This window comes from Rothia sp. CCM 9416, from assembly GCF_048513535.1.
In the GTDB taxonomy this organism is placed as follows: domain Bacteria; phylum Actinomycetota; class Actinomycetes; order Actinomycetales; family Micrococcaceae; genus Rothia.
In genome coordinates, this window is the sequence record NZ_JBLXXR010000002.1 from 197,795 (window position 1) to 222,560 (window position 24,766).

Here is a 24,766-nt window from a genome sequence, read left to right on the forward strand (position 1 = left end):
TAATCCCAACCATTAAGCGAGATACTTACCGCATGTCTGAAACTCAGAAGACCGCATCACGGAGCGACCTTCGCAACGTGGCAATCGTGGCCCACGTTGACCACGGAAAGACCACCATCGTTGACGCGATGCTCAAACAGACCAACGCCTTTAGCGCCCACACCGATGTCGAAGACCGAGTCATGGACTCCGGGGACCTCGAAAAGGAAAAGGGCATCACCATCCTGGCCAAGAACACCACCGTCTTCTATGCCGGCCCCTCCGCAAACGGTGAAGAAGTCACCATCAACGTTATCGACACCCCCGGCCACGCCGACTTCGGTGGTGAGGTTGAGCGCGGTCTGTCCATGGTAGACGGCGTTGTCCTGCTGGTTGACGCTTCTGAAGGGCCCCTGCCCCAGACCCGCTTCGTTCTGCGCAAGGCACTTGCCGCTAAGCTGCCGGTAATCCTCGTAGTTAACAAGGTTGACCGCCCCGACGCCCGCATCGACGAAGTGGTCAGCGAATCTATGGACCTGCTCCTGGGTCTGGCAGGCGACCTTGCCGACGAGGTCCCCGACCTTGACATCGACGCCCTGCTGACTGTTCCCATCGTTTACGCCTCCGGTAAGGCCGGTGCAGCATCACTCAACCAGCCCGCAGATGGCGCTCTGCCCGATAACGACGACCTTGAGCCGCTGTTCGCAACCATCCTTGAGCACGTCCCTGCCCCCACCTACAACCCCGATGAGGTTCTGCAGGCGCACGTCACTAACCTGGACTCATCGCCCTTCCTGGGTCGCCTTGCTCTGCTCCGTATCTTCAACGGCACCCTCAAGAAAGGCCAGACCGTAGCCTGGGTACGCCAGGACGGCCAGACCAAGAACGTCCGTATCTCCGAACTCCTTGCAACCAAGGCACTCGACCGCGTACCCACCGACCAGGCTGGCCCCGGTGAAATCGTGGCTGTTGCGGGTATTGAGGACATCACCATCGGTGAAACCCTCACCGACCCCGAGAACCCCAAGCCCCTGCCCCTGATCAAGGTCGATGACCCCGCGATCTCGGTAACCATCGGTATCAACACCTCACCCCTGGCTGGTAAGGTCAAGGGTGCTAAGGTCACCGCCCGCCAGGTCAAGGACCGCCTTGATAAGGAACTGATCGGCAACGTTTCCCTCAAGGTTCTGCCCACCGAGCGCCCCGACGCCTGGGAAGTACAGGGGCGTGGCGAACTGGCACTGGCTATCCTGGTTGAGCAGATGCGCCGCGAAGGCTTCGAACTGACCGTGGGTAAGCCCCAGGTCGTTACCAAGACCATCGACGGCAAGATCCACGAGCCAATGGAACACATGATCATTGACGTTCCCGAAGAGTACCTGGGCGCTATCACTCAGCTTATGGCTGGGCGTAAAGGTCGCATGGAACAGATGGCTAACAACGGCACCGGCTGGGTTCGCATGGAATTCTCCGTACCTGCCCGCGGCCTCATTGGATTCCGCACCAAGTTCCTGACCGAAACCCGCGGTGCAGGTATCTCCAGCTCCTACTCCACCGGCTACGAGCCCTGGACCGGGGACATCGACTACCGCTCCAACGGTTCCATGATTTCCGACCGTGCCGGTGTCGTTACCCCCTACGCCATCATTGCCCTCCAGGAACGCGGCACCATCTTCGTTGAACCCACCTCTGAGGTCTACGAGGGCATGATCATTGGCGAGAACTCACGCGCCGACGATATGGAAGTCAACATCACCCGCGAAAAGAAACTGACCAACATGCGCTCAGCATCGGCAGATAACTTTGAAAACATGACTCCCCCCAAGAAGCTGACCCTCGAAGAGTCACTTGAATGGGCCCGCGAGGACGAATGCGTTGAGGTTACCCCCGAAGCCATCCGCATCCGCAAGGTTATTCTTGATGCCAACGAGCGCGTGCGCGAAGCACGCCGCCGTAACCGCGCCTAAACCTTAGTAGCCGGTATTGACCGTGGGCCGTACTCCTTGCGAGTACGGCCCACGGCTCGTAGCGGGCCAAACAAGCCCCTATTGCTCTGAGCAGGCAAACCCTAGCAGCAGCACCGCAACCCCGCACTGCTGCCCGGCAGGTAAACCCCAGCCACACCCCAGTGAAGCCAGATAGAATAAGGGGGTACATCATCAATGGCACCCCCACGAGAAAAATCGCACCATGAACAATGACGCTCAGCCCTATTACCCCGTAGCCGGTGAACTCATCACAGAAAACGCCGTCTTCACGCTCATTCCCGACGGGCGCGCCCCCCAAAACACCACCCTGCTCTTCGTACACGCCCACCCCGACGATGAATCCTCAGCAACAGGAGCCACCATCGCCGCGCTCACCGCAGCAGGAGCCACCGTAGACCTGCTCACCATGACCCGGGGCGAAATGGGCGAAGTCATTGATCCCGCACTCAAACACCTCGAAGCAGAACACCCCGCAAATACCGACCGTGGGCGCCAACTAGGCCAGCTCCGCACAAGAGAACTCAAAGCCGCCCTCACCGAACTCGGCGTTCGTGACCACCTCTTCTTGGGGCAAGGCCCCAGCGCACTACCGGGGGAGAGAACTCACTACCGTGACTCCGGCATGGCATGGGGTAGCGACGGCCGCGCCGCAGCCAACCCACTCGCTGCAGACGACTGCCTCACCCACCTACCCCTCAAACCGCAGGCCGAAGCTGTCGCCGCAACCATACGCGCAATACGCCCCGACGTCATCGTCACCTACGATGCAGATGGCGGCTACGGACACCCCGACCACAAGCGCACCCACGAAGTTGTTATGGCGGCCCTCGATCTGATCGCAGGCACCACCGCCGAACCCATTGCCGTCTGGGGTATCGAAGGCCAACCACAAGAAACCGACACCCGCCAACAAGCCGTCATCCGTGGCAAAATTGAAGGCAAACGCGAAGCCATGCGCGCCCACGCCACCCAAATCACCATCACCGGCCCGACCACCTTCGAATACTCCAACAAAGTGCCCCAACCTATCAACGCAGTAGAAACCTACCGCAAACTACAAGGCCAAAACATCACCCCACCCCCCACAGCCAGCGCCACCGAGGAAATCACAGAAGCCCCCGGCCCCATCAACTCAATTATCACCGCAAGCGCACTCGGCCTTATCTCAGGCTTTGCCGGAACCATGTACCACACCCAGATCTGGTACATCTCCAAAGGTCTCTGGCTCCCCTGGGGCCTAGCCCTGGCACTGCTCACCGTCTACTTCGCCGCCACCTGGGCCGCAATCCACACCGAAAAAAACTGGGCCGCCACACTCGTAGGGGCAGTAGCCTTCCTCCTCACCGGCACCTTCGCCTTCGCCAAAGGCAACTCTCTGTTGGTCTACATTAACCCCATCAACCCACCCGGAATCGTTGGTACCCTCTGGGCCTTCGGGATCCTAGCGGTCACAGCTCTTAGCATCATCAGCGCAAGCCGCTACCGCCAGAAGAATAAATAAACAAACCCTAAGCTATATCATCGGTCACAAAAATCTGCCCCCACTCAGTGAAACCGATACACTAGAGCACAGCTAAAAACACCCAACCGCGCAACGGAACGCCCCCACCTGAAAGGTAACAATGACCTACATTATTGCCCAGCCCTGCGTCGACGTAAAAGACCGCGCCTGCGTCGAAGAATGCCCCGTTGACTGCATCTACGAAGGCGAACGCTCCCTCTACATCCACCCCGACGAATGCGTAGACTGCGGCGCCTGCGAACCCGTCTGCCCCGTAGAAGCCATCTACTATGAAGACGACGTTCCCGAAGAATGGGAAGACTACACCGCTGCCAATGCCGACTTCTTCGACGATCTCGGCTCACCCGGTGGAGCTGCCCGCCTGGGCAAAATCGACAAGGATGTACCCTTCATCGCGGCGCTGCCGCCTCAGAACCAGGGCTAAGGCTTCGCGCTCGATTCGTGTACTTCTGCGCTAAGCTAAGGTTTTCAGCACCGTAGGCTTTCAGCACCGCAGGCTCTCAGCACCGCAAGCTAACGCCTGCTCGGCTGACCCTCTTGCCCGGTGCGCTCCGCTCACAAGGGCAATTCACGCCAGCCCCGCGCCATCGGGTAAGCCATGATCCTGCCGTGTAAGCCATAAACCCTGGAAAACACATACCTTAAGCTGATAAAGCTCCGCAGACCGGCCACCCGCCAGGGTCTGCGGAGCTTTGTCACACCTGCCCCAACCCAAGGACGAGGCCACCCGAGCCCTGGGGCCCGCCCACAAGCCCCTAGAATGGGGTGAAGAGACCAGAACCAACCGCAACGCAAGAAAGAAGACCATGCGCACCTTCGGACTAGACCTACCCGACTACCCCTGGGACACCATGGCACCCTACCGTGCCACCGCAGAGCAGCACCCCGACGGGCTTATCAACCTCTCCATCGGAACCCCTGTCGATCCCACCCCGGATGTCATCCGTCTAGCCCTTGCTCAGGCCACTGATGCCCACGGTTACCCCACAACCCACGGAACCCTCAGCCTGCGCCAGGCAATCGTTGACTGGTTCGACCGCCGCCGGGGCGTCCCCGGCCTCACCACCGACCAGGTCATGCCCACCATCGGCTCCAAAGAACTCGTGGCCTGGCTACCCTTTTTGCTGGGGCTGGGGGAGGGCGACATCGTTGTGCGCCCTACCGTCGCCTACCCCACCTACGACATCGGAGCCCAACTGGCAGGAGCCACCCCCGTAGCGGCAGATTCACTTGAGGAGCTGGACGAGGCCACCCGCGCCAAGGTTCGCCTGATTTGGGTCAACTCACCGGCTAACCCCACAGGGATCGTCCGCGATACCGCCCAACTGAAAAAAATCGTGGACGACGCCCGTGCCCTGGGCGCCCTTGTAGCCTCTGACGAGTGTTACGCCGAGCTAGGCTGGGGCCACTGGGACACCGCCCAGGGTGGTGAGCCCGTACCCTCAATCCTTGACCCGCGCGTCTGCGGCCAAAGCCAGGAACTGGTGCTGGCCGCTTACTCCCTGTCTAAACAGTCCAACTTTGCCGGCTACCGGGGAGCCTTCATCGCCGGTGACCCCGACATTATGGCTAACCTGGTCAACTCCCGCAAGCACGCCGGCATGATTGTGCCCGCCCCCGTCCAAGTCGCCATGACCGCCGCCCTAGCCGATGACTCCCATGTTGAGGCTCAGAAGAACCGCTACCGTGCCCGCCGCGAAATTCTACTTCCCGCCCTCGAAAAGTTCGGCCTGCGTGTTGAAAACTCCCAGGCAGGGCTCTACCTGTGGGCTACTGCCGGTCAAGATACCTGGGCCACGGTCCAGCGCTTTGCTGAACGCGGCATCTTGGTTGGTCCTGGGATTTTCTATGGAGAGGCAGGTCAAGGCTATGTTCGTGTGGCACTGACCGGCTCAGACGATGACATCACTCGTGCCGCAGGCCGTCTGGCTGAATAGCTCTAGCCAGTTCCCCATGAGTAGTCAGCGCCAGTAGTGTAATCTATCTCACCTAGCAGGGGCCAATGTGACCCGCCCATCATTCTGATGTAATGTAGACCATAACACTAGGTGCTGATGCTCAGGGCGCGGTCTCGGATTACTGGGGCCGCGCTCCGAGCTGGAAGGCACAGATTTGAGGTGCTGGCTGTCCCACCACGGTCCAGGGCCTCGGATAATCAGGAGGAAAACTAATGACTGAGAACAAAGCACTGCTGAGCTATGAGGGCAAAGACCTGCCCCTGCCCGCAGTAGAAGCAACCGAAGGCAATGGTGCCTTTGAAGTTGCAGGCTTGCTCAAAGAGACAGGCCAGGTAGCCTACGATCCCGGCTTCATGAACACCGCCAGCGCCAAGTCAGCTATCACCTACATCGATGGTGATGCCGGCATTTTGCGCTACCGCGGTTACCCCATAGAAGAACTGGCAGAAAATTCCAGCTTCCTTGAGGTGGCCTACCTCCTGATTTTTGGTGAGCTACCCACCCCTGAGAGGCTCGAAGAATTTGACCTGATGGTACGCCGTCACACCATGGTGCATGAGGATTTTAAGTTCTTCTTCAATGGCTTCCCCCGCGACGCTCACCCCATGGCTGTGCTGGCTTCTAGCGTCTCGGCTATGTCCACTTTCTACGGGGACTCACTGGATCCCTTCGACCCCCGCCAGGTAGAGATTTCAACCTTCCGTCTGCTCTCCAAGGTACCGACTCTGGCAGCCTACGCTTACAAGAAGTCCAAGGGCGAGCCTCTGATCTACCCCAAGAACGACCTTAACTACACCGAGAACTTCTTGCGTATGTGTTTCGGCTTCCCCACCGAAGACTACGAGATTAACCCCCTGCATGCCAAGGCACTTGACCTGCTGCTGCTCTTGCACGCTGACCACGAGCAGAACTGCTCTACCTCTACCGTACGCCTGGTCGGCTCAGCCAACGCAAACATGTTCGCCTCCGTCTCTGCCGGTATCAACGCCCTCTACGGACCGCTTCATGGCGGTGCTAACGAGGCTGTGCTCAAGATGCTGACCCAGATCCAGAAGGAGGGCATCAGCCCCGAAGACTTCATGGAGAAAGTCAAGAACAAGGAAGACGGCGTCCGCCTGATGGGCTTTGGCCACCGCGTCTACAAGAACTACGACCCGCGTGCCCGAATCGTTAAGAAGACCGCAGACGAGATCCTTGAAAGCATCGGCGGTAACTCTGAGCTCTTTGAAATCGCTATGCGACTGGAAGAGAAGGCTCTGAACGATGACTACTTCATCGAACGTAAGCTCTACCCCAACGTAGACTTCTACACCGGCCTGATTTACAAGGCTATGGGCTTCCCCGAGCACATGTTCACCGTCCTCTTTGCCCTGGGCCGCCTACCTGGCTGGATTGCTCAGTGGACCGAAGGTGTGCAGGACCCCGACCGTAAGATTGGTCGCCCCCGCCAGGTCTACACCGGTGAAAACGAGCGCCATTACCCGCAGCGTTAAGCTACCGGTGTGTAGCTGGTAGCAAGCCGCCCCGCGCCCCTAAGCTAGGGGAGCGGGGCGGCCTTCTTTATGCCAGTTACCGTTATTGCTCCAGGGCGGTTAGGGGGCGCTGGCCCGCTACCAGGTGGATAACCTCTTGAGGCCAACCAGCAAGATGGCGGGGGAGATCCTGTGCCAGGATCTCGGGGAAGATTTTCTTGCCTTTGTACTTGCCTAAAGAGTCGAGGGGAACCCACTCAAGATATTCATGGTTACCCGAGAGGGTTTTCTCTCCCACGTCGATAGGCTGAGTAATATCGAGGTTCTCCGCCACATCGACCCGGTAGTAGAGGGCCAGCTCATGTGAGCAGTAGCCCGGTCTCTTCTGATGGCCTGGTAGATCAAAGTTTTCAAGCAGCGCGCAGAGCCTCACCTCCTGTGCCTGTAAGCCTGCCTCTTCGGCTACCTCACGCACTACCGCCTGGGCACTAGGCTCGCCCACACGAATACCGCCACCGACCGTGTAATAATAGTCGCTCCTATCATGGGTCGCCAGTAGCAGGTGCCCCCGGCAAACGACGAGTGCAACCGCCCGGAACCCCGACCACAGCTTACCAGCCCTATCAATACACCCGGCATCGTGGCCCTTACCCAGAGCCCGGAGCTGTTCAGGAGCCTCCACCTGGATAGCGTGCTCAAAAGTTGTATCTCCTGTCATGAGCTTAGGGCCAAACACCTCGGCCAGAGCTGAGGGGAAAAGATACTTGCCATCAAAGTTAACCAGAGAATCAAGAGGAACCCAGTCCAGATACTCCTGCTCGCCCTCGCCGGTGAGCGAACCAATTTCGATGCGCTGGGACGTATCAATATCTTCGGCAACCTCCACCCGGAAGTAAAGGGAAACCTCATGAACCAGGTAACCGGCAACCGAGGGGTCAACGCCCTCAAAGATATTTTCCACCGCACCAAGTAACTCAGCACCAGTAACCTTTAGCCCGGTTTCCTCGGCAACCTCTCTACGGACGCTATCTTGCGCCAGCTCCCCGATACCCACACCGCCACCGAGCGTCCAGTAGTAACCCGCACCGGGTGATGAAGTCATGAGCAACTTACCGTCACGGACCAGAAGGGCACCTACCCGATAGCGGAACTTAAGGCGCTGGGTATGGTCAATCAGTTCAAAGTCATCGGCTGCCATCGTCTCTTTTTCTCTCAGGAACCTAAGGAAGAAGCCCCTCTCTGCACAGTAGAAAGGGGCCTTCTAAGGTTTACGCACCATGAGCTAGGATCTCACCAGCTCACGGAATACTGGCTACGTTTCTGTCCCGCGCGATGCGCGCTTTCTAAAATTGCCAAATCGTTGGCAATTTCTTCACGAAAGATACTCGCTACGCTTCGTATCCATTCGGGTTGTTCTTCTGCCAGTTCCAGTGATCGCGCACCATGGTCTCAATGTCGCGGGTAGCGCTCCAGCCCAGGTCAGCCAGGGCGGCGGACGGGTCAGCATAAGATACCGCGACATCGCCAGGGCGACGGTCCACAATCTTGTAGGGCAGTTCCTTCCCAGCGGCCTTCTCAAAAGCGTGCAGAACCTCAAGTACCGAGTAGCCGTTTCCAGTACCCAGGTTCCAGGTGTGCAGGCCACCGTGACTTGTGATGTAGTCCAGCGCCTTCAGATGACCATCGGCCAGATCGACCACGTGAATGTAGTCGCGTACGCCAGTGCCATCGACGGTGGGGTAGTCATTACCAAAGACATTCAGGTACTCGCGGCGACCCACAGCAACCTGAGCAATAAACGGTACAAGATTATTGGGAATACCAGCGGGGTCCTCACCGATACGGCCTGACTCATGGGCACCAACGGGGTTAAAGTAGCGGAGCAAGGCGATGTTCCATTTAGGGTCAGAAGCCGCCAGGTCAACCAGCATGTCCTCGATGTGCTCCTTGGTCCGGCCGTAGCAGGACTGGGCATCCATATTGATTTTCTCGGTCAGCGGCATGGACTCAGGCTCACCGTACACGGTGGCGGAGGAAGAGAAGACGATGGAGTGACACCCGGCCTCCTCCATAGCGTAGAGCAGGTTGAGGGTACCTGCAACGTTGGTCTGGTAGTACCAGAGGGGCTTCTCGGCGGATTCGCCAACAGCCTTGAGACCTGCAAAGTGGATGACAGCATCGGGCTTAACCAGGTTGAAAAGCTGCTTCATCTCGGGCAGGTCAAGCAGGTCAACCTTGCGGAACTCAACGGTTTTGCCGGTCAGCTCTTCAACGCGAGCCAGCGATTCCATGGACGAGTTGGAGAGGTTGTCCATGACGGTGACCTCGTGGCCGGCTTCCAGAAGCTCAAGGACGGTGTGCGAACCGATGTAGCCTGCACCGCCGGTAACTAGAATTTTCACATTTTCCCCTAAAAGATGGATTGAGTTCAATTTCCAGCATACCTGCTATCCAGCTTCCAGCCCCCTATTTCTCCTGGTTAGACAGAAAACTGCCCTCCCCAGGGCAGGTAGCTCCAGGGAGGGCAACAGATCAGGTCACTTGCCTTTAATTAGTTGGCGTGCAGCTCAGAGTTCAGCTCAACGGTCTTGCCAGCGCGGGGCAGAACCTCAATAGCACCGGACACCGAGTTACGGCGGAAGAGCAGGCTATTGGCACCGGAGAGTTCCAAGGCCTTAACAACCCGTGGCTCATCACCGGGATTGAGTACGGTTACGCGGGAACCTGCAGTTATATACAGGCCAGCCTCAACCACACAGTCATCGCCCAGGGCGATACCGATACCGGCCTCAGCGCCGAGCAAGGAGCGCTCGCCGATAGCAACACGCTGGGTACCGCCACCGGACAGAGTGCCCATGGTTGACGCGCCACCACCGATGTCGGTGCCGTTGCCAATGACAACGCCCTGCGAGATGCGGCCTTCAACCATAGACTCACCCAGGGTACCGGCATTGAAGTTCACAAAGCCCTCGTGCATGACGGTGGTACCGGGAGCCAGGTGAGCGCCCAGACGGACTCGGTCAGCGTCACCAATGCGAACACCGGCAGGAACAACATAGTCAATCATGCGGGGGAACTTATCAAGGTGAGTAACAACCAGGGCGCCACGGCGGCGGAGCTTCAAAGAAGCCACAGTGAATTCGCTGGCCAGGACGGGACCAAAATTAGTCCAAGCAACGTTAGCGAGCTTGCCAAACAGCCCTTCAAGATTGATGGTGTTGGGCGCTACTAGAGTGTGCGAGAGCAAGTGCAGGCGTAGGTAGGCGTCGGCTGCGTTGGCAGGAGCCTCGTCCAGGTTGATTGTGACGTTGACCAGTTCACGGACGACGTTACGGTCCTCATCGGCCTCAACCAGGGCTTCTAGCTCAGCAGCAAAGCTCTGGTCAGGGGTTTCGGTCAAGCTGGGAGCGGGGTACCAGACATCGAGGACAGTGCCTTCATTTTCGCCGGAGGCTACAACTGTAGCCAGGCCCAGGCCTGATGCTACGCGGGTGTTATTTTCAGTCATACCTCTAGTGTACGAAAAGGGCAGGTGCCCCACGTAATTTGTGCTTAGATGCTGGGACTGCTTGTAATGTAGAGGGCATGAGCACCCACACTGACACCGCCGAATCTTTTGCCCACTTTGGCCCCGCAACCCTTGACCTCACCCAGCCAGTTGAAGATCTCACCGCCGACCTACTCAACATTTTCTCGGTATCGGGCAGCGAAACGCGACTGGCAGATACAGTCGAAGCCGCCCTGAACACCTGTGAGGGACTAGAAATCACCCGCGATGGTGATGCCATCATAGCCCGCACCAACCTGGGGCGGGCCGAACGAATCGTCCTAGCCGGGCACCTGGACACCGTGCCCCTGCCAGCCACCGAGGGTTCAGCCGGTACCGTCCCCGCCACCTGGGTCAAGGAAGACGGCGAGCGCCTACTCTACGGTCGCGGGGCGGTGGATATGAAAGGCGGGGTAGCTGTCCAGCTAGCGCTAGCCGCCAGCCTAGAGAACCCCCGCTACGACATCACCTATGTCTTCTACGACCACGAAGAAGTCGCCTCTGAACTATCTGGCCTGGCCCGGCTCATGCGGAACCACCGTCAACTTCTCACCGATGCCGCTTTTGCGGTGCTGCTGGAACCCACCGACGGAACCATCGAAGGCGGCTGTAACGGCACCATTCGCTTCTGGATCCGCACCGCAGGGTTAGCCGCCCACTCAGGCCGCTCCTGGAAGGGCGTGAACGCTATCCATAAGATGGCTGATGTGCTGGGCCGTCTTGCCGCCTACCAACCTGCCACCTACGAAGTTGAAGGCCTAGCCTACCGAGAGGGCCTGAATGCCGTTCAGATCTCAGGTGGCGTGGCAGGCAACGTTATCCCAGACCAAGCCGGTGTCCATATCAACTACCGCTTTGCCCCCAACAAAACCCTAGAGGAAGCTGTTGCCCACCTGCACCAGGTCTTTGAGGGCTACCAACTAGACTTTGTTGATCTGTCATCGGCGGCCCGCCCGGGCTTGGACGCCCCCATGTCACGCTCACTCATTGAGTCCGTTGGGCAGGAGCCCAAGCCCAAGTATGGCTGGACCGATGTAGCCCGCTTTAGCGACATCGGAATCCCAGCAGTCAACTTCGGCCCCGGTGACGCCCTACTGGCCCACACCGATAACGAGCACGTCAAAGCATCAGAGGTAAGAGCCTGCTACCTGGCCTTGCAGAAGTGGCTGAGCGCCTAGCCCGCACCTCATGGGTGGGCAGATACCCTACTAAGCACCCGACAGTGTGATACCTGCACCAGAGCAGATCTCACAGAAAGAGGCGGGGCCTACCGAGGAGTAACTCGGTAGGCCCCCGCCTCTTCAATGCCCTAGGGCTAGCAGAAGACTAGGCCTTGGGGATCTTGAACATCATCTCGGTCTTGGGGCGAGGATCATCGACCTCACCCGGGACACCGTCCGCATGCTTAATATCTACATCCGAATGGGAACTCAGGAACCCTGAGAGCCACTCAGCTAGCAGAGTCAGGGCGAAGTTGATGACCACGAAGATGAGGGCGGCCAGCAGGAGCATTTGCAGGATATTGCCCTCACCAGAGCCGAAGCGGCGGGCAGCCGCTAGAAGCTCGGGGTAGGAAATGATGTAACCCAGAGCGGTATCTTTCAGAATGACCACGAACTGCGAGAGCAGCGAGGGCATCATAGCGGTCAGTGCCTGGGGCACTAGAATCAGGGTTAGCACCTTCCAGGGGGTCATACCGATAGCTAGCCCCGCTTCGCCCTGGCCCTTGGGGAGCTGGTGCACACCCGAGCGCAGGAGCTCCGCAATCACCGAGCCGTTGTAGAGGGTAAGCCCCAGAACAACAGCAACGAAGGGGAGCTGGGAAGGCGCTAGGATGTTGAGCTTGCCCAGGAAGAGCCAGAAGAAAATCATCATCATCAGGACCGGGACCGCGCGGAAGAACTCGACCACTACGGTGCCAAAGCCACGAATCAGTTTATTGGGTGATAGGCGGGCCAGACCGAAGAAAAGACCGAACAGCACCGAAGTGATCACTGAGAGCAGGGCTGCGGCTAGGGTTTTGCCGAGCGCGGGCAGAATGTAGTTGGCCCAGAGGTTGCCTGAGAAGAGCGAAGTCCACTTGTCGGCTTCCAACTGGCCCTGGCGGTTCATGACAACCAGGACGTAGGCCAAGCCTGCGGCCAGCAGGAGCAGGGCTACAAGGTTGAAAATCTTGGTGCGGGCTCGGGCCTTGGGGCCGGGTACGTCAAAGAGCACCGAGGTTGAGGTCATACGCTTACTGCTCATCGCTTCACCGCCAATCTACGAGAGGCCCAGGTGGTGAGAAGGCCGATGGGGACAACAATAATCACAAAGCCCATAGCAAAGACAAAGAAGATCATGAAGATGAGGTCAGAGTTGAACTCGATCATGGATTTCATCATGCCGGAGGCTTCAGCCACCGAAGCCACGGTGGCCACGGTGGTGTTCTTAGCCAGAGCAATCAGGGTGTTACCTAGAGGGGTAATCGACCCGCGAAGAGCCTGGGGGAAGATGATGTAGCGGGCTGTGGGCAAGAAGCCCAGGCCAATAGCGCGGGCTGCTTCTGCCTGCCCCACTGGTACGGTGTTGACGCCGGAGCGGATAGCCTCGCAGACGAAAGCCGCATGGTAGATTGCCAGCACAATGACGGCGTAGATAAAGAAGTTCAGCTCAAACGATGTTGCCAGTGAGAGCTGGAACTGAGTCCACACGCCCAAGATTGCCAGGGTCATCAGAATGGTCAGCGGGGTATTGCGGACCAGGTGCACATAGGCGGTACCGGCCCAGCGCAAAGAAGGCACTGGGGAGATACGCATAAGTGCCAGGAGCGATCCAAGGACAAACGAACCGATCGCTGCCCAGAAGGTCAGCTGTAGGTTGGTCCAGAAAGCTCCGATGACATCGTAGGTGGCAAAGAGCGTGGAGAGCTGTTCAGAGAACGACATGAAAGCCTCCAAATAAAGAAAGTTTAGTGTGTAAAAGATGGAATAAGCGGTGGGTTACTTAGGTTCAACGGTGGCGCAGGAGTCGCCCAGAACCGGAGGGTTCAGCTCGGTATCGTAAGCGTAGCCTGATGCGCCGACATTCTTCTCGAGGGCTTCTTCCCAGGCGCCGGTTTCGACCATCTTGTTGATGGCTGCATTGATTGCGGAGCACTTATCTGAGCCCTTGGGTAGACCAACGCCGTACTTTTCGGTGGAGAAAGTGTTGCCGACCAGCTTGAGTTCGCCCTGGTTAGCCTTGGTGGAGGCCAGACCTGCCAGAATGATGTCGTCGGTGGTGACCGCATCGACCATACCCGCGTTGAGCGCTACCACGCAGTCCGAGTAGGAGTTCTGCTGCACCAGCTGAACGTCCGAGGAGTACTTGTCCTGAATCTTCTTGGCCGAGGTTGACCCGGTGACAGAGCAAAGATTCTTGCCCGAGAGCGACTCAGGCCCGGTGATATCGGTGCTATCGGCCTGCACGAGCAGGTCCTGGCCTGCTACGAAGTAGGGTCCAGCGAAATCAACGGTCTTGATGCGCTTTTCGGTGATGGAGTAGGTCGCAAAAATCATGTCTACCTGGTTGTTAGAGAGCATGTTCTCGCGGTTGGCCGAGGGGGCTTCAACCCACTCAATCTGGTCCTCTGAGTAGCCGAGCTCCTTGGCCACGTAGCGGGCTACGTCGGTATCGAAGCCGGTGTAGTCGCGGCCGTCCTGGTAGCCCAGGCCGGGCTGGTCGTACTTAATGCCGATACGGATGGTGTCCTTGGCACTACTTGAGCCGCAACCGGAGAAAGCCAGGGTTGCGCTAGCTAGGACTGCCGCGCAGGCTACTGCTTTGGCTTTGAGGGTGGATAGCTTCATGGGTGCTCTCCTTAGTGGCCCAGGATCTTACCCAGGAAGTCCTTGGCACGATCGGTCTGGGGATTGGTGAAGAACTGGTCAGGCCTTGCCTCTTCGAGGATTTCACCGTCGGCCAGGAAAACGATTCGGTCGGCGGCCTTGCGGGCAAAGCCCATTTCGTGGGTTACCACGATCATGGTCATACCTTCTCGGGCCAGGGAGACCATGGTGTCAAGAACTTCGTTGACCATTTCGGGGTCGAGTGCGCTGGTGGGCTCGTCAAAGAGCATGACCTTGGGTTGCATGGCCAATGCACGGGCAATGGCGACGCGCTGCTGCTGGCCGCCGGAGAGCTGGGCCGGCATCTTGGAGGCCTGGTTATCGACGCCTACCTTTTTGAGCAGGCTCATGGCAAGTTCTTCGGCTTCTGCCTTGCTCATGCCGCGAACCTTGCGGGGGCCCAAGGTGACGTTTTCAAGAATGGTCTTGTGGGCGAAGAGGTTAAAGGACTGGAAGACCATGCCGACCTCGGCCCGCAGGTTAGCCAGTTCTTTGCCTTCTTCAGGTAGTTTCTTGCCGTCGATGGTGATGGTACCGCTTGAAATGGTTTCGAGGCGGTTGATGGTGCGGCAGAGGGTTGATTTACCCGAACCTGAGGGGCCCAGAAGAATGACCACCTCACCCGCTCCAACAGAAAGATTAATGTCCTTGAGGACGTGGTTCTCACCGTAATACTTATTAACGCCGGTGAGCTGAACCAGTGCATCAGTAGTCACAGAGGTTCCTCCCTTGTGGTGGATATGTGTGCGTGCCGGTAGCATTGAGGTGCTAAAGCACAACCAAAATAGGTGTATGTGCCTTACCTTACCCGTTGGCAGGTAAACAGCTTGTTACACTTTGGGCTACTTTGTGTCGCCCCTGTACCGCTAGTTGCCCATGAGCGGGGTGTATGGGGCAGCCTAATGACGGGGGAAATCTTGAATTATCTGTTGGTGGCAATAACGTTTGTGGTGATCATGGCTGTCTTAGCCGGGTGTGCGGCGATGGGTAGCGACCGCCTGATTCCGGCCCGCAAAACCCTTAACCACATCAGCCAAGACGGAATTGATATTGTTCCCGCCTCTGAGCCGCCGATCATTCTCTCGGACCGACCCGATAGTGCTGAATTGGAGCGTGTAGGTTTTGCGACCTCCATCCTGGGTTATAACCGTGAAGAGGTGGACGGTGTGCTGGCCAAAACTATTGAGGAGAACAGGCGGCTTCGTGATCGGCTCGCTCAGCTGAACGGTGAGAGCGCCCCGGTTGATGCCGATGACTAATGGTTCCCTTCACCGTGATATAGGGGCTAGGGTCAGCCTTGGCATAAGCCAGCTATGGTTTGTGGCAGTTAGCCGGTTCGTGCGGTTACCTGCTATGGCTCAGGTGGCTTTGCTCTATGCTGTTAGCCGGGTGTGGGGCTGGTTTGTTTTCAGTCGTGTTGGTTTACACCAGACGGTGAGCCCCTGGAAGAACTCAGCCATGACCTACCTAGAGTATGTCAATATATGGGATGCTGACTGGTATTCCTCTATTGCCGCGACCGGCTACCCCTCACAGCTACCCCTTGATGCTACCGGGCATGTAGCTCAAAATGAGTGGGCCTTCTACCCGCTATACCCCCTCACCGCAGGTACTCTTACCTGGCTGACGGGCTTGGACTACGCTCTAGTGGCTCCGACCCTGTCATTAATCTGCGGTCTGGGCGCATCCTGGTTTATCTACCGACTGTGCATGGTCTCCCTGGGCAACGGGCAGAGTGCCGCTGAGCATAGTGACCTGGATACCCAACACAGCACCGCGCTGTGGGCAAGCGCAGCGGTAAATTTCAGCGCGGTTGCACCGATCCTGCAAACAGGCTATGCCGAAGCTATGGGTCTGCTCTTCTTAGCCTGGGCTCTCTACCTCCTGGTGGAAGGCCGCTACCGCCTGATGCTGATTCCAGCGCTCTGCGCTGCCCTGGCCCGCCCCATCGGCCTACCCTTGGGGGCAGCTGTGGGCCTATGGTGGCTTATGGCCTTCCTGCACCGCCTCAGAAGCGGTCAGAGGGTGTGGCCTACACTCCGAGAGACAGCCACACAACTTGTGTGTGCCCTTGCAGTCTGTGCCTTTGCCTTTATCCACCCTGCCTACGCCTGGGCTGTCACCGGGCGCATAGATGCCTACACCGCAACCGAGGCCGCCTGGCGGGCCGGGGGTGAGGACGTGCTACCGTTCTTGCCCTGGCTGACCCAAAGCCAGCTCTACCTTGGCAGTATTCTGGGGCCGCTTATTCTCTTGGTGCTGATAGCGGGTTTTACCCTGTGCCTGATTGCTCCTAGTATCCGAAAGGTGCTCCACCCAGCGCTTGTGCTCTGGTGTGCCTGCTATGCGGTCTACATGCTGGCCTTCTTTAATCCGCAGTCCTCGACCTTCCGCCTGCTTCTACCGCTTTTCCCGCTCCTGCTCCCTGTGGTGGCGCTTTCAGCCTCTCGGGCCTACCGCTGGTTGCTCATGTGTGCGGGGGCGACCCTGCAATTTGGGTGGGTGGGCTGGCTCTGGCACTGGAAGCAACTACCCGGTGGAGGGGACTACCCACCCTAAACCTGTAAGTTTGCTTCGCAAAACCACCTTAAATGCTCCGGTAAGCACTACTATTAAAAGAAAGTGAGCCCGGTTGCACCGGTGCCATCCACTCATAGACTAACCTTCCCCAAGGAGAAGACTCCCATGGCAGCTCAAAAACCACGCACCGGAGACGGTCCGCTCGAAATCGTACGTGAGGGCCGTAGCATCGTAATGCGCATCCCCGTTGAAGGCGGCGGGCGCCTGGTCCTTGATATCACTGAAGAAGAGGTAGAGGCTCTCCGGGTGTGCGTAGAGAATTTCTAGACTTCCTGAAAATTTGAATACCTCGGCCCCATCAGCCGAGGTTTCTTTTACCCTATTTCTTGTAGATCAAGTAGAGGCCTGAGCCCACATACAGTAAAGAGACAAAGACGTCCTCGGTGCAGGCCGCTATATCGTGAAGGACAGATCGTAGGGTAACGGTCACCCCGTCGCGGTCAGTGGGGCTAGCTACAGCACCCCCGGCCAAAGGGTCGTGCAAGATCAGCAGGCCACCGGACGCTAAGAGGGCTAGAGCGTTGAGCACCAGCTGATCTGCCAGTTCGGGACCGGCATCGACCAGAGCCAGGTCGTAGGAGCCGGGGGAGAGCCTGGGGAGTACTTGGAGGGCATCACCGGTAATAACCCGCACACGGTGGCTCTGCTCCAGCCCAGTCGCGGAAAGTAACGATCGGACGGCCTGGGAGCGGGTTGCATCAATATCGATAGTGGTCAGCGAAGTCCCAGCGGGTAACCCGCTCAGGAGCGCTGCGGTAGAAACTCCAGCCCCGCACCCAATTTCTACGGTGTGCTGGGCTTTACCCGTAGCGGCCAGGACGGTCAAGAGGGCCGCCACAGAGGGCGCGACGGGGGCAGCATCAAGCCGCTCGGCCTGCTCGCGGGCAAGCTCAAGGACCGGCACCTCACGCGGGAACTCTTCGGCATAGACCCAATTCCGGGCCAGATCATGTGACTTCATAAAAAACAACTACCCGCCTTCGACCTGCAAAAACAATAATGATCCTGGGAACATCTTATTCAATAGAAGCTGTTTTATGGGCGTTCGACCAGCCTAAGCTGGTAATCTCTAGGTGTGTTTGGAATTAGTGGTCTTGAATTTATTTTTCTTGCAGTCCTGGTGTTTTTTGTCATCGGGCCAGAACGCATGCCCGAATATGCCCAGCAGCTCAAAGATTTCATTAAGTACGTGCGCCGTATGGCCTTCGAGGCTAAAGACGACCTCAAAGAGACCCTGGGCCCTGGCCTAGATGACATCAACTGGCGTCAGTACGACCCCCGCCAGTATGACCCTCGCGTGATTGTGCGTGAGGCTTTCGCAGAAGATGAGGAAGAACGCCGCCAGCAACTAGAGGAAAAAGCTCAGGCTGCTCCCGCGCTTTCTGTGACCTCTCGCTTACCACGGGGGGCATGGGCACCTTTTGATACCGAAGCCACCTAAAAAGAGGCCCCTTAGCGAGCAGCTGGGAGCGGGCAAACAAGTAGAGGGAACCGGCCAATAGGGCCAGTTCCCTCTATTCCTTTAAAGGGCGTAAGGACAGATGGGGCAACTTTTAGAGGTTCACGGGAAGAGACTGCCCAGCTAGGCCGCGTGGGCGGTGGGTAATATGGTGAGCTACCTGGGTCAATACCTGTGCCGCTGAGGTCTCGGGAGCGCCCCAGACAAGGGGGGTGCCAGTGTCGCCACCCTGGCGCAGGGCTAGCTCAAGAGGAACAGAACCCAGCAGGGGAACTTCATAGCCCAGCGCCTGGCTGAGCGACTGGGTCAGCTGAGCACCGCCACCCTCACCGAAGAGGGGCAGGGTAGTACCGTCCGGAAGCTGCATGGCCGCCATGTTTTCAAGCACACCCACCAGCTTCTGCTCGGTTTGGATGCTCAAAGTTCCCGCCCGCTGGGCAACGTCCACGGCGGCTAGCTGGGGAGTAGAAACGAGTAGAATCTCTGCCTGGGGCAGGAGCTGGGCCATGGAAATAGCAATGTCGCCCGTGCCGGGAGGCAAATCGAGCAAGAGCACATCAATCTGCCCAAAATGCACGTCTGTCAAAAACTGTTCAAGAGCGCGGTGGAGCATGGGGCCACGCCAGGCAACCGGCTGGTCAGGCTTCACAAACATACCAATGGAGATGACCTTGATGGCACCCTTGCCCTTGGGGGCCTCCACTACGGGTGGCAGAATCATATCGTCCATACGGGTAGGGCCTTCGGTAATCCCCAGCAAACCGGGTATAGAGAAGCCGTGCACATCGGCATCAATGATGCCTACAGTCATACCGGCAGACGCGCAGGCAGCGGCCAGGTTGGCCGTAACCGAGGACTTACCCACCCCGCCCTTACCACTGGCAATTGCGTAGACCCGGGTGAGGGAACCTGGCTGAGTGAAGGGGTTCTGCCGGGTATGCCCCAGTTTCTGCCGCAGTTCAGCCCGCTGTTCTGGGGTCATATAGCCAACGGTCAGGTCAATATCTTGGACCTTGTCGAGGGCGCTGACGGCGGTTCGCACGTCCTTTTCAATGGTGCCGCGCAGCGGGCACCCCTCTATAGTGAGCAGGATAGAGATGCTTGCGGTCGAACCTACCAGTTCCGCCCGCTCCACCATACCCAGCTCTGTGATGGGTAGCCGTAACTCGGGGTCAATAACGGTGGCAAGGACAGCTTCGAGCCGCTCATTTTCAGGAGTTTTTTGCATGAGAGAGAAGACCGCCTACTCAAAGGTACGGTCGATATCCTTTACCATCTTCTTTTTTCGGACCTTAGGGTCATCTTCACTTTCTACCGCAAGCACACTGCTTCCGGCTGGGGAGGTTGTGAAGCTGGAGCTATGAGGGTCATCTGCCCTGGTGCTGCTGAGAGAGGCAAGATGCTCTGCCCGAGTAAAGAGTTCCTCCTGCCGGCGCTGAACCTCCTGCAACTCCTCCATGATGTCGCGTATTTCGCCGCGGACAAAGTCACGGGTGGCTACCTCACGCAGAGTAATACGCAAAGAAGCGATTTCGCGGGTCAGGTACTCGGTCTCTTCAAGGTTGCGCTGATCACGCTGGCGGTCCTGGCGGGCTACCACGCGGTCACGGTCATCCTGCCGGTTCTGTGCCAGCAGAAGCAGGGGAGCGGCGTAGGAGGCCTGCAAGGACAGCATAAGGGTCAAGAGAGTGAAGTTAAGCGAACGTGGGTCAAACTGCATCTCTTCGGGAGCTAGGGTGTTCCAGCCTAACCAGATGGCACAGAATACAGTCATCCACAGCAGAAACTGCGGAGTCCCCATAAAGCGTGCAATTTTCTCTGTCATCTGCCCAAAGGCATCGGGGTCAGGGTTGAACTGAAAGAGCGGACGGCGTTTCTTGTTCTGAGGGGTTCCTAGTGCTTGGGCTCTTTCATCGCGTTCGCGGGCATCACTCAAATCGGCGACCTACCTTTCTAATCGGGGTGCCATCATCATAGGTGCGCCAATCATCGGGCAAGATCTCATCGAGAACGTCATCGACGGTGACAGCGCCCACCAGCCGGTCATGGTCGTTGATGACTGGGACGATGGTGAGGTCGTAGGTGGCAAGAATACGGGTTACCTCTTCGATACTGGCAGCATCGGTAACCGGTTCAATAGAGGTATCTATAATGTTACCCACCTGTTCGCTGGGAGAGTGGCGCAGTAGACGTTGCATGTGCACAATCCCCAGGTAGCGACCGGTGGGGGTTTCAAGGGGTGGGCGAGCGACCATTACAGCAGCGGCCATAGCAGGTGAGATCTCCTCCTGCCGGATATGAGCCAGAGCCTCGGCCACGGTCGCTTCGGGGGAGAGAATGATGGGGACCGGGTTCATGAGTGAGCCGGCGGTACCTTCGTCGTATTCGAGTAGGCGGCGCACGTCATCGGAATCATCGGGGTCCATAAGTGTCAGGAGCTCTTCGCGCTGGGTGTCTGAGAGCTCTCCTAGTAGGTCAGCCGCGTCATCGGGCTCCATCTCTTCGAGCACATTGACGGCGCGCTCAACTTCCAGGTTCGAGAGAATCTGAACCTGATCCTCTTCGGGGAGCTCCTGGAGGACATCCGCCAGGCGCTCATCCTGGAGTTCCTGGGCGACCTCCACCATGCGTTTGTCGGGCATTTCGTGGATAGCGTCTGCCAGGTCAGCGGGGTTAGAATCTTCGTGGCTGGCCACAAAGGCTGTGGCCGCCTGGGGCTCAACATCGGTGGAGAGGATAGCCTCGTGCCAGTCAATAATCAGGGTTTCTTTACGGCGGCGCATCAGACCGCTGTTGCCGCGTGAGATAAAGAGCTCGGAAATGAACCAGTCTCCATTGCGGCGCTGTTCCATGGCAACGTCTTCAATCTGAGCCATGCCGGAGCCGTCACGCAACTGAACCTTACGGTCAAAAATTTCGCCCACAACCAGGGCCTCTGAGCCGCGCTGTTCAAAACGGCGCAGGTTAACCAGGCCCGTCAGAATAATCTGAGTGGAGTCAATGCTGGTTACGCGGGTCATAGGCACAAAAATGCGTTTCTTACCCAGAATCTCAATGACGATACCCACCACAACGGGTTCCTTGAGCTTGGCAAGTGAAGCAACCGCTGAAAACTGGGTGAAGCCGCTTTTGAGCACGACAACATCGCGCAAACGGCCAAGCCGGTCACCGTGGGGGTCAAAGACATCGAGACCTAGTAGGCGGGCAATAAAAATTTTGTTTGGTACGCTACTCACTCTTTCCAGGGTACTCGCCTTGCAGGGGCGCTGCCATGCTTATCTGCGGATATACCCGGAAAATAGGCGCAAACTTACACTGCACAAGGTTCCTGGGCCGGCTAGCTAGTTCACCTGTGGCGATAACAGGGCGCGCTCCCAGCTAACTCTCGACAAACTAGTCAAAAATAGGGGTTATGGATCAACTCAACGTACCTCCTGCACTGGCTTTGTCCGATGGCGCTTCCCTACCTCCCGGTGAACTGGTCGCCACTTTCAACAACCGCAAGGAACTCAACCGCGCTCTCGAATTCCTGGCCAGCCAGAAGTTCCCCGTTCACTCTCTCTACGTGGTGGGGCATGAGGTCCGTCAGGTTGATTACATTACAGGGCAGGCTACCTATCCCCGTGCCGCTCTAGGCGGCGCCGTTCAGGGTGTGGGCCTGGGCGCGCTGGTGGGCTTCTTCAACGCTTTTGTTACCAACACCGCGATCCTGGCGAACCTGCTCAGCATCGTGCCTCTGGCTATTGCCTTTTGCATGATTTACTCCGTTGTCGTGGCGGCTCGAGCCAAGGGGCGCGGGATCCGTACCCGCACTCAGATGCTACCGGCCCGCCTTGACCTGATGGCTATCCCGGCCACAGCCCAGGCTGCCCGGAACCTGCTTCGCGTGTCCGTTCAGCCCGCCTCCCAGTCTGCTGGCCAGCCCCAGGCACCGCGCACCGAGGCCCCCGGACAGAACCAGAACCAACCCGGACAGAACCAGAACCAACCCGGACAGAACCAGAACCAACCCGGACAGAACTTACCGCCCTCCCAGCCTGTGCAAGGCCCCAGCCCCCAGCAGAGCGCCAGCCCTGCACCATCTGCGCCTCAGCACCAGCCCGGCCCCCAATGGTTTGATCCTCACCAGCCTCTTCCACCCCACCAGACAGAACCCCAGCCTTTCTTGCCCGGTTTCAACCCTGCAGATCAGGCACAGCAGGGCTCCGCTACCCCCGAGCAACCCGCTCAGCCGGTCTTCACACCCCCGGCCCAGACCAAGTCGGACGGCACCAAAGCCGCCAGCAAGTACGGCCTGCGGGTTGAAACCCCCGAAGAATTCGAGGCAGCTATCCGCAAGACACCCACCGCGGACACCTCTGTTAACGAGCGTATCGAGCAGATTCGTGCCGAGCAGAGTGAACAGCGCTACGGACTGCGGGTTGAAACTCCCGAAGAGTTCGAAGCCGCCATCCGCCGGGAACCGGAGCAGGACAGCAAGGCGTCACAAGACTAAGTAGCCCCGAGTCTGCTACCGGAAGGCAAAGAATAAAGCCCCTGCTAGCTCCATCTTGAGGATCTAGCAGGGGCTTTTGCCCGGCGGACTCTTAGAAGCAGCCCGGAGGGTGCCTAGCGGGAAATCTCAGCCATCCAGGCCTCAATGCCCTCAACGGTGCGGGGCAGGGCGGCAGAGAGGTTTTCGTTACCGTCTTCGGTAATGAGCACATCATCCTCAATACGGATACCGATCCCGCGTAGTTCCTCGGGAATCAGCAGATCCTCTTCCTTGAAGTAAAGGCCCGGCTCAATGGTGAAGACCATGCCCGGCTCAATCACACCATCCATGTAGAGCTCCATCTTGGCCTGAGCACAGTCATGCACGTCAAGGCCGAGGTGGTGGCTGGTACCGTGGGGCATCCAGCGGCGGTGGTGCCCACCCTCATCAGACAGAGAAACCTCAGCAGCAACCGGAAGCAGGCCCCATTCGTGCAGGCGGGTTGCCAGAACCTGCATGGCGGCATCGTGAACTTCATGGAACTTACGGCCCGGAACAGCCGCCTTAAAGGCCGCATCGGCGGCTTCAAGAACAATCCTGTAGGCCCTAGCCTGTACCTCACTGAACTTGCCGTTGACCGGGAAAGTACGGGTGATGTCGGCGGTATAGAGGGTATCGTCTTCCACCCCGGCATCGACCAGCATAAGCTTGCCCTCTTCCACCGGCCCGTTGTTAGAAATCCAGTGCAAAATGGTGGCATTGTTACCGCAGGCCGCGATAGTGTCATAGCCCAGGTCATTGCCCTCAATCCTGGCCTGGGAGAAAAAGGCGGTCTCAACCACCCGTTCACCGCGTCGGTGGGCAAGAGCGGCAGGCAGCGAACGGATAACCTCAGCAAAACCATCGATGGTCAAATCGACCGAACGGCGCAGGTTCTCTACCTCAAGCTCATCCTTGACCAGGCGTGCCTGGGAGAGAGCCTCAGTCAGCGCCGCATCGAGCTTGTCGGACTCTTCTAAATCAACGGCGGTGTTGTAACGCGAGGTATCGACCAGGGCATCAACATTCAGGTCAACATCGCGTACTAGGCGGATCCTGATACCGCCCAGAGCCTGCGGCCCGGCGTTCTTGGTAACAGCGACTTCAAGCTCGGACAGATCAGCGGTGCGGATACCGTACTCGGCACCCAGAGACTCCAGGGTAGGGCGGGGGCCAATCCAGAACTCACCGTAGCGGGGGTCGCGGTAAAACATGTCGGTGTCCCGACCAGCTAAGGGGCGAAAATACAGGGTAACCTCGTGATTCGACCCCTGATCGCCGCTGCCTTCCTCAACTGGCTCGTAGACCAGCACAGCATCGGGCTCATGGTCCACACCCAGGCCGGTCTGGTGGGCAAAAGCGGAGTGCGGACGGAAGCGGTAGTCGGTGTCGTTTGAACGGACCTTAAGAGGGCCAGCGGGGATTACCAGGCGCTCGCCGGGGAAGAGCTTGGACAGAGCGGCGCGGCGGGTAGCGGCAAAATCAGCAGCGCGGGCGCGAGCAGGCAGGTCGCCGTTGGTCGGCGCCCAGTGAGCGGCCATAAATTCGGTAAAAGCTCTTGAACGGGGAGCGGCTGACCGGTTGGTGACGCGCTCTTCGATGGGCTGGTCATCACCGGGGGTGGGGGTCTTATCCTGTGTTGTCATACACACCAGTGTAGTGAGGGCGGTCAAGTACCGTCTAGCAGGGCGGGGCCGCACACAGAGGTAGCAACCCGCTGCTCCCTCCAGACTTAGCCAAGCTCATACCCTGACCAAGCTGTTGGCCCTGTAATCTAGGGGTATGTATGACCTGCACACCCATTCCTGCACTTCCGATGGCACCCAGCCCGTAGCCGAGCTGGTTGCTGAAGTAGCCGCGCTCGGTCTGACCGGCTTTG

General features: G+C 58.2%; 23 protein-coding genes. 11 read left to right on the forward strand and 12 right to left on the reverse strand.

The window, feature by feature from the left end:
- Nucleotides 1-32 precede the first annotated feature (32 nt).
- The 5 genes from typA (at nucleotide 33) to ACN080_RS02015 (ending at nucleotide 6,940) form a co-directional block, all read left to right on the forward strand.
- The gene (typA, locus tag ACN080_RS01995) at nucleotides 33-1,946 is read left to right on the forward strand and encodes a translational GTPase TypA (protein ID WP_419099409.1); all 1,914 of its coding nucleotides are present in this window, start codon (nucleotides 33-35) and stop codon (nucleotides 1,944-1,946) included.
- Nucleotides 1,947-2,169: 223 nt separating this feature from the next.
- The gene (locus ACN080_RS02000; RefSeq protein WP_419112915.1) at nucleotides 2,170-3,468 is read left to right on the forward strand and encodes a PIG-L family deacetylase; all 1,299 of its coding nucleotides are present in this window, start codon (nucleotides 2,170-2,172) and stop codon (nucleotides 3,466-3,468) included.
- A gap of 121 nt (nucleotides 3,469-3,589) precedes the next feature.
- Nucleotides 3,590-3,913 carry a ferredoxin gene (fdxA, locus tag ACN080_RS02005; RefSeq protein WP_419099411.1) on the forward strand — a complete coding sequence of 108 codons (324 nt, stop codon included), beginning with the start codon at nucleotides 3,590-3,592 and terminating at the stop codon, nucleotides 3,911-3,913.
- A gap of 382 nt (nucleotides 3,914-4,295) precedes the next feature.
- Entirely contained in the window at nucleotides 4,296-5,426 is a 1,131-nt protein-coding gene (gene dapC / locus ACN080_RS02010) for a succinyldiaminopimelate transaminase (RefSeq protein ID WP_419112923.1), read from the forward strand.
- A gap of 233 nt (nucleotides 5,427-5,659) precedes the next feature.
- Complete coding sequence (locus ACN080_RS02015) at nucleotides 5,660-6,940, forward strand: citrate synthase (RefSeq protein ID WP_419105486.1); 1,281 nt, start codon at nucleotides 5,660-5,662, stop codon at nucleotides 6,938-6,940.
- 82 nt (nucleotides 6,941-7,022) lie between these two features.
- Here the strand turns inward: ACN080_RS02015 and ACN080_RS02020 are convergent, their stop codons facing one another.
- From ACN080_RS02020 to dapD, 3 genes are all read right to left on the reverse strand, one after another.
- On the reverse strand, nucleotides 7,023-8,117 hold the full coding sequence (locus ACN080_RS02020) for an NUDIX hydrolase (protein ID WP_419105485.1): 1,095 nt from the start codon (nucleotides 8,115-8,117) through the stop codon (nucleotides 7,023-7,025).
- 190 nt (nucleotides 8,118-8,307) lie between these two features.
- Nucleotides 8,308-9,321: a UDP-glucose 4-epimerase GalE gene (gene galE / locus ACN080_RS02025; RefSeq protein WP_419105484.1), complete on the reverse strand. Its 1,014-nt coding sequence runs from the start codon at nucleotides 9,319-9,321 to the stop codon at nucleotides 8,308-8,310.
- Between the two features lie 149 nt (nucleotides 9,322-9,470).
- On the reverse strand, nucleotides 9,471-10,427 hold the full coding sequence (dapD, locus tag ACN080_RS02030) for a 2,3,4,5-tetrahydropyridine-2,6-dicarboxylate N-succinyltransferase (protein WP_419099416.1): 957 nt from the start codon (nucleotides 10,425-10,427) through the stop codon (nucleotides 9,471-9,473).
- A 77-nt stretch (nucleotides 10,428-10,504) separates the two neighbouring features.
- Here dapD and dapE point away from each other — a divergent pair, with 77 nt between their 5' ends.
- The gene (dapE, locus tag ACN080_RS02035; protein ID WP_419110706.1) at nucleotides 10,505-11,644 is read left to right on the forward strand and encodes a succinyl-diaminopimelate desuccinylase; all 1,140 of its coding nucleotides are present in this window, start codon (nucleotides 10,505-10,507) and stop codon (nucleotides 11,642-11,644) included.
- A gap of 148 nt (nucleotides 11,645-11,792) precedes the next feature.
- On the opposite strand, the gene ACN080_RS02040 is transcribed toward dapE, so the two are convergent.
- The 4 genes from ACN080_RS02040 to ACN080_RS02055 are packed head-to-tail and all read right to left on the reverse strand — an operon-like array spanning nucleotide 11,793 to nucleotide 15,036.
- Nucleotides 11,793-12,713, reverse strand: a complete 921-nt coding sequence (locus ACN080_RS02040) for an amino acid ABC transporter permease (RefSeq protein ID WP_419104645.1) — start codon at nucleotides 12,711-12,713, stop codon at nucleotides 11,793-11,795.
- Nucleotides 12,710-13,393 carry an amino acid ABC transporter permease gene (locus tag ACN080_RS02045; RefSeq protein ID WP_419099419.1) on the reverse strand — a complete coding sequence of 228 codons (684 nt, stop codon included), beginning with the start codon at nucleotides 13,391-13,393 and terminating at the stop codon, nucleotides 12,710-12,712. Before ACN080_RS02045 ends, ACN080_RS02040 begins: the two co-directional genes overlap by 4 nt.
- A gap of 54 nt (nucleotides 13,394-13,447) precedes the next feature.
- Entirely contained in the window at nucleotides 13,448-14,296 is an 849-nt protein-coding gene (locus ACN080_RS02050; RefSeq protein ID WP_419112057.1) for a glutamate ABC transporter substrate-binding protein, read from the reverse strand.
- Between the two features lie 11 nt (nucleotides 14,297-14,307).
- Nucleotides 14,308-15,036, reverse strand: a complete 729-nt coding sequence (locus tag ACN080_RS02055) for an amino acid ABC transporter ATP-binding protein (RefSeq protein ID WP_419099454.1) — start codon at nucleotides 15,034-15,036, stop codon at nucleotides 14,308-14,310.
- Between the two features lie 201 nt (nucleotides 15,037-15,237).
- Here ACN080_RS02055 and ACN080_RS02060 point away from each other — a divergent pair, with 201 nt between their 5' ends.
- The 3 genes from ACN080_RS02060 (at nucleotide 15,238) to ACN080_RS02070 (ending at nucleotide 17,182) form a co-directional block, all read left to right on the forward strand.
- On the forward strand, nucleotides 15,238-15,594 hold the full coding sequence (locus ACN080_RS02060) for a hypothetical protein (RefSeq protein WP_419099421.1): 357 nt from the start codon (nucleotides 15,238-15,240) through the stop codon (nucleotides 15,592-15,594).
- A gap of 61 nt (nucleotides 15,595-15,655) precedes the next feature.
- Nucleotides 15,656-16,894 (forward strand): hypothetical protein, encoded by a 1,239-nt coding sequence (locus ACN080_RS02065; RefSeq protein WP_419112916.1) that lies wholly within the window; start codon nucleotides 15,656-15,658, stop codon nucleotides 16,892-16,894.
- A gap of 126 nt (nucleotides 16,895-17,020) precedes the next feature.
- Complete coding sequence (locus tag ACN080_RS02070; protein ID WP_419099423.1) at nucleotides 17,021-17,182, forward strand: DUF3117 domain-containing protein; 162 nt, start codon at nucleotides 17,021-17,023, stop codon at nucleotides 17,180-17,182.
- 52 nt (nucleotides 17,183-17,234) lie between these two features.
- Here ACN080_RS02070 and ACN080_RS02075 read toward each other — a convergent pair whose 3' ends face one another.
- Entirely contained in the window at nucleotides 17,235-17,876 is a 642-nt protein-coding gene (locus ACN080_RS02075; RefSeq protein WP_419112917.1) for an O-methyltransferase, read from the reverse strand.
- A gap of 114 nt (nucleotides 17,877-17,990) precedes the next feature.
- Here ACN080_RS02075 and ACN080_RS02080 point away from each other — a divergent pair, with 114 nt between their 5' ends.
- Complete coding sequence (locus ACN080_RS02080; protein ID WP_419099425.1) at nucleotides 17,991-18,356, forward strand: Sec-independent protein translocase TatB; 366 nt, start codon at nucleotides 17,991-17,993, stop codon at nucleotides 18,354-18,356.
- Between the two features lie 112 nt (nucleotides 18,357-18,468).
- On the opposite strand, the gene ACN080_RS02085 is transcribed toward ACN080_RS02080, so the two are convergent.
- The 3 genes from ACN080_RS02085 to ACN080_RS02095 are packed head-to-tail and all read right to left on the reverse strand — an operon-like array spanning nucleotide 18,469 to nucleotide 21,610.
- Nucleotides 18,469-19,602, reverse strand: coding sequence for a P-loop NTPase (locus ACN080_RS02085; RefSeq protein ID WP_419112918.1), 1,134 nt, complete (start codon nucleotides 19,600-19,602; stop codon nucleotides 18,469-18,471).
- Between the two features lie 15 nt (nucleotides 19,603-19,617).
- A complete protein-coding gene (locus ACN080_RS02090) occupies nucleotides 19,618-20,310 on the reverse strand; it encodes a DUF1003 domain-containing protein (RefSeq protein ID WP_419112919.1) in 693 nt (230 codons plus the stop codon).
- Nucleotides 20,303-21,610 carry a magnesium transporter MgtE N-terminal domain-containing protein gene (locus ACN080_RS02095; protein ID WP_419099428.1) on the reverse strand — a complete coding sequence of 436 codons (1,308 nt, stop codon included), beginning with the start codon at nucleotides 21,608-21,610 and terminating at the stop codon, nucleotides 20,303-20,305. Before ACN080_RS02095 ends, ACN080_RS02090 begins: the two co-directional genes overlap by 8 nt.
- A gap of 176 nt (nucleotides 21,611-21,786) precedes the next feature.
- Here ACN080_RS02095 and ACN080_RS02100 point away from each other — a divergent pair, with 176 nt between their 5' ends.
- Complete coding sequence (locus ACN080_RS02100) at nucleotides 21,787-22,869, forward strand: general stress protein (protein WP_419112920.1); 1,083 nt, start codon at nucleotides 21,787-21,789, stop codon at nucleotides 22,867-22,869.
- A 113-nt stretch (nucleotides 22,870-22,982) separates the two neighbouring features.
- Here ACN080_RS02100 and ACN080_RS02105 read toward each other — a convergent pair whose 3' ends face one another.
- Nucleotides 22,983-24,533: an aminopeptidase P family protein gene (locus ACN080_RS02105; protein WP_419112921.1), complete on the reverse strand. Its 1,551-nt coding sequence runs from the start codon at nucleotides 24,531-24,533 to the stop codon at nucleotides 22,983-22,985.
- Nucleotides 24,534-24,766: the final 233 nt, after the last annotated feature.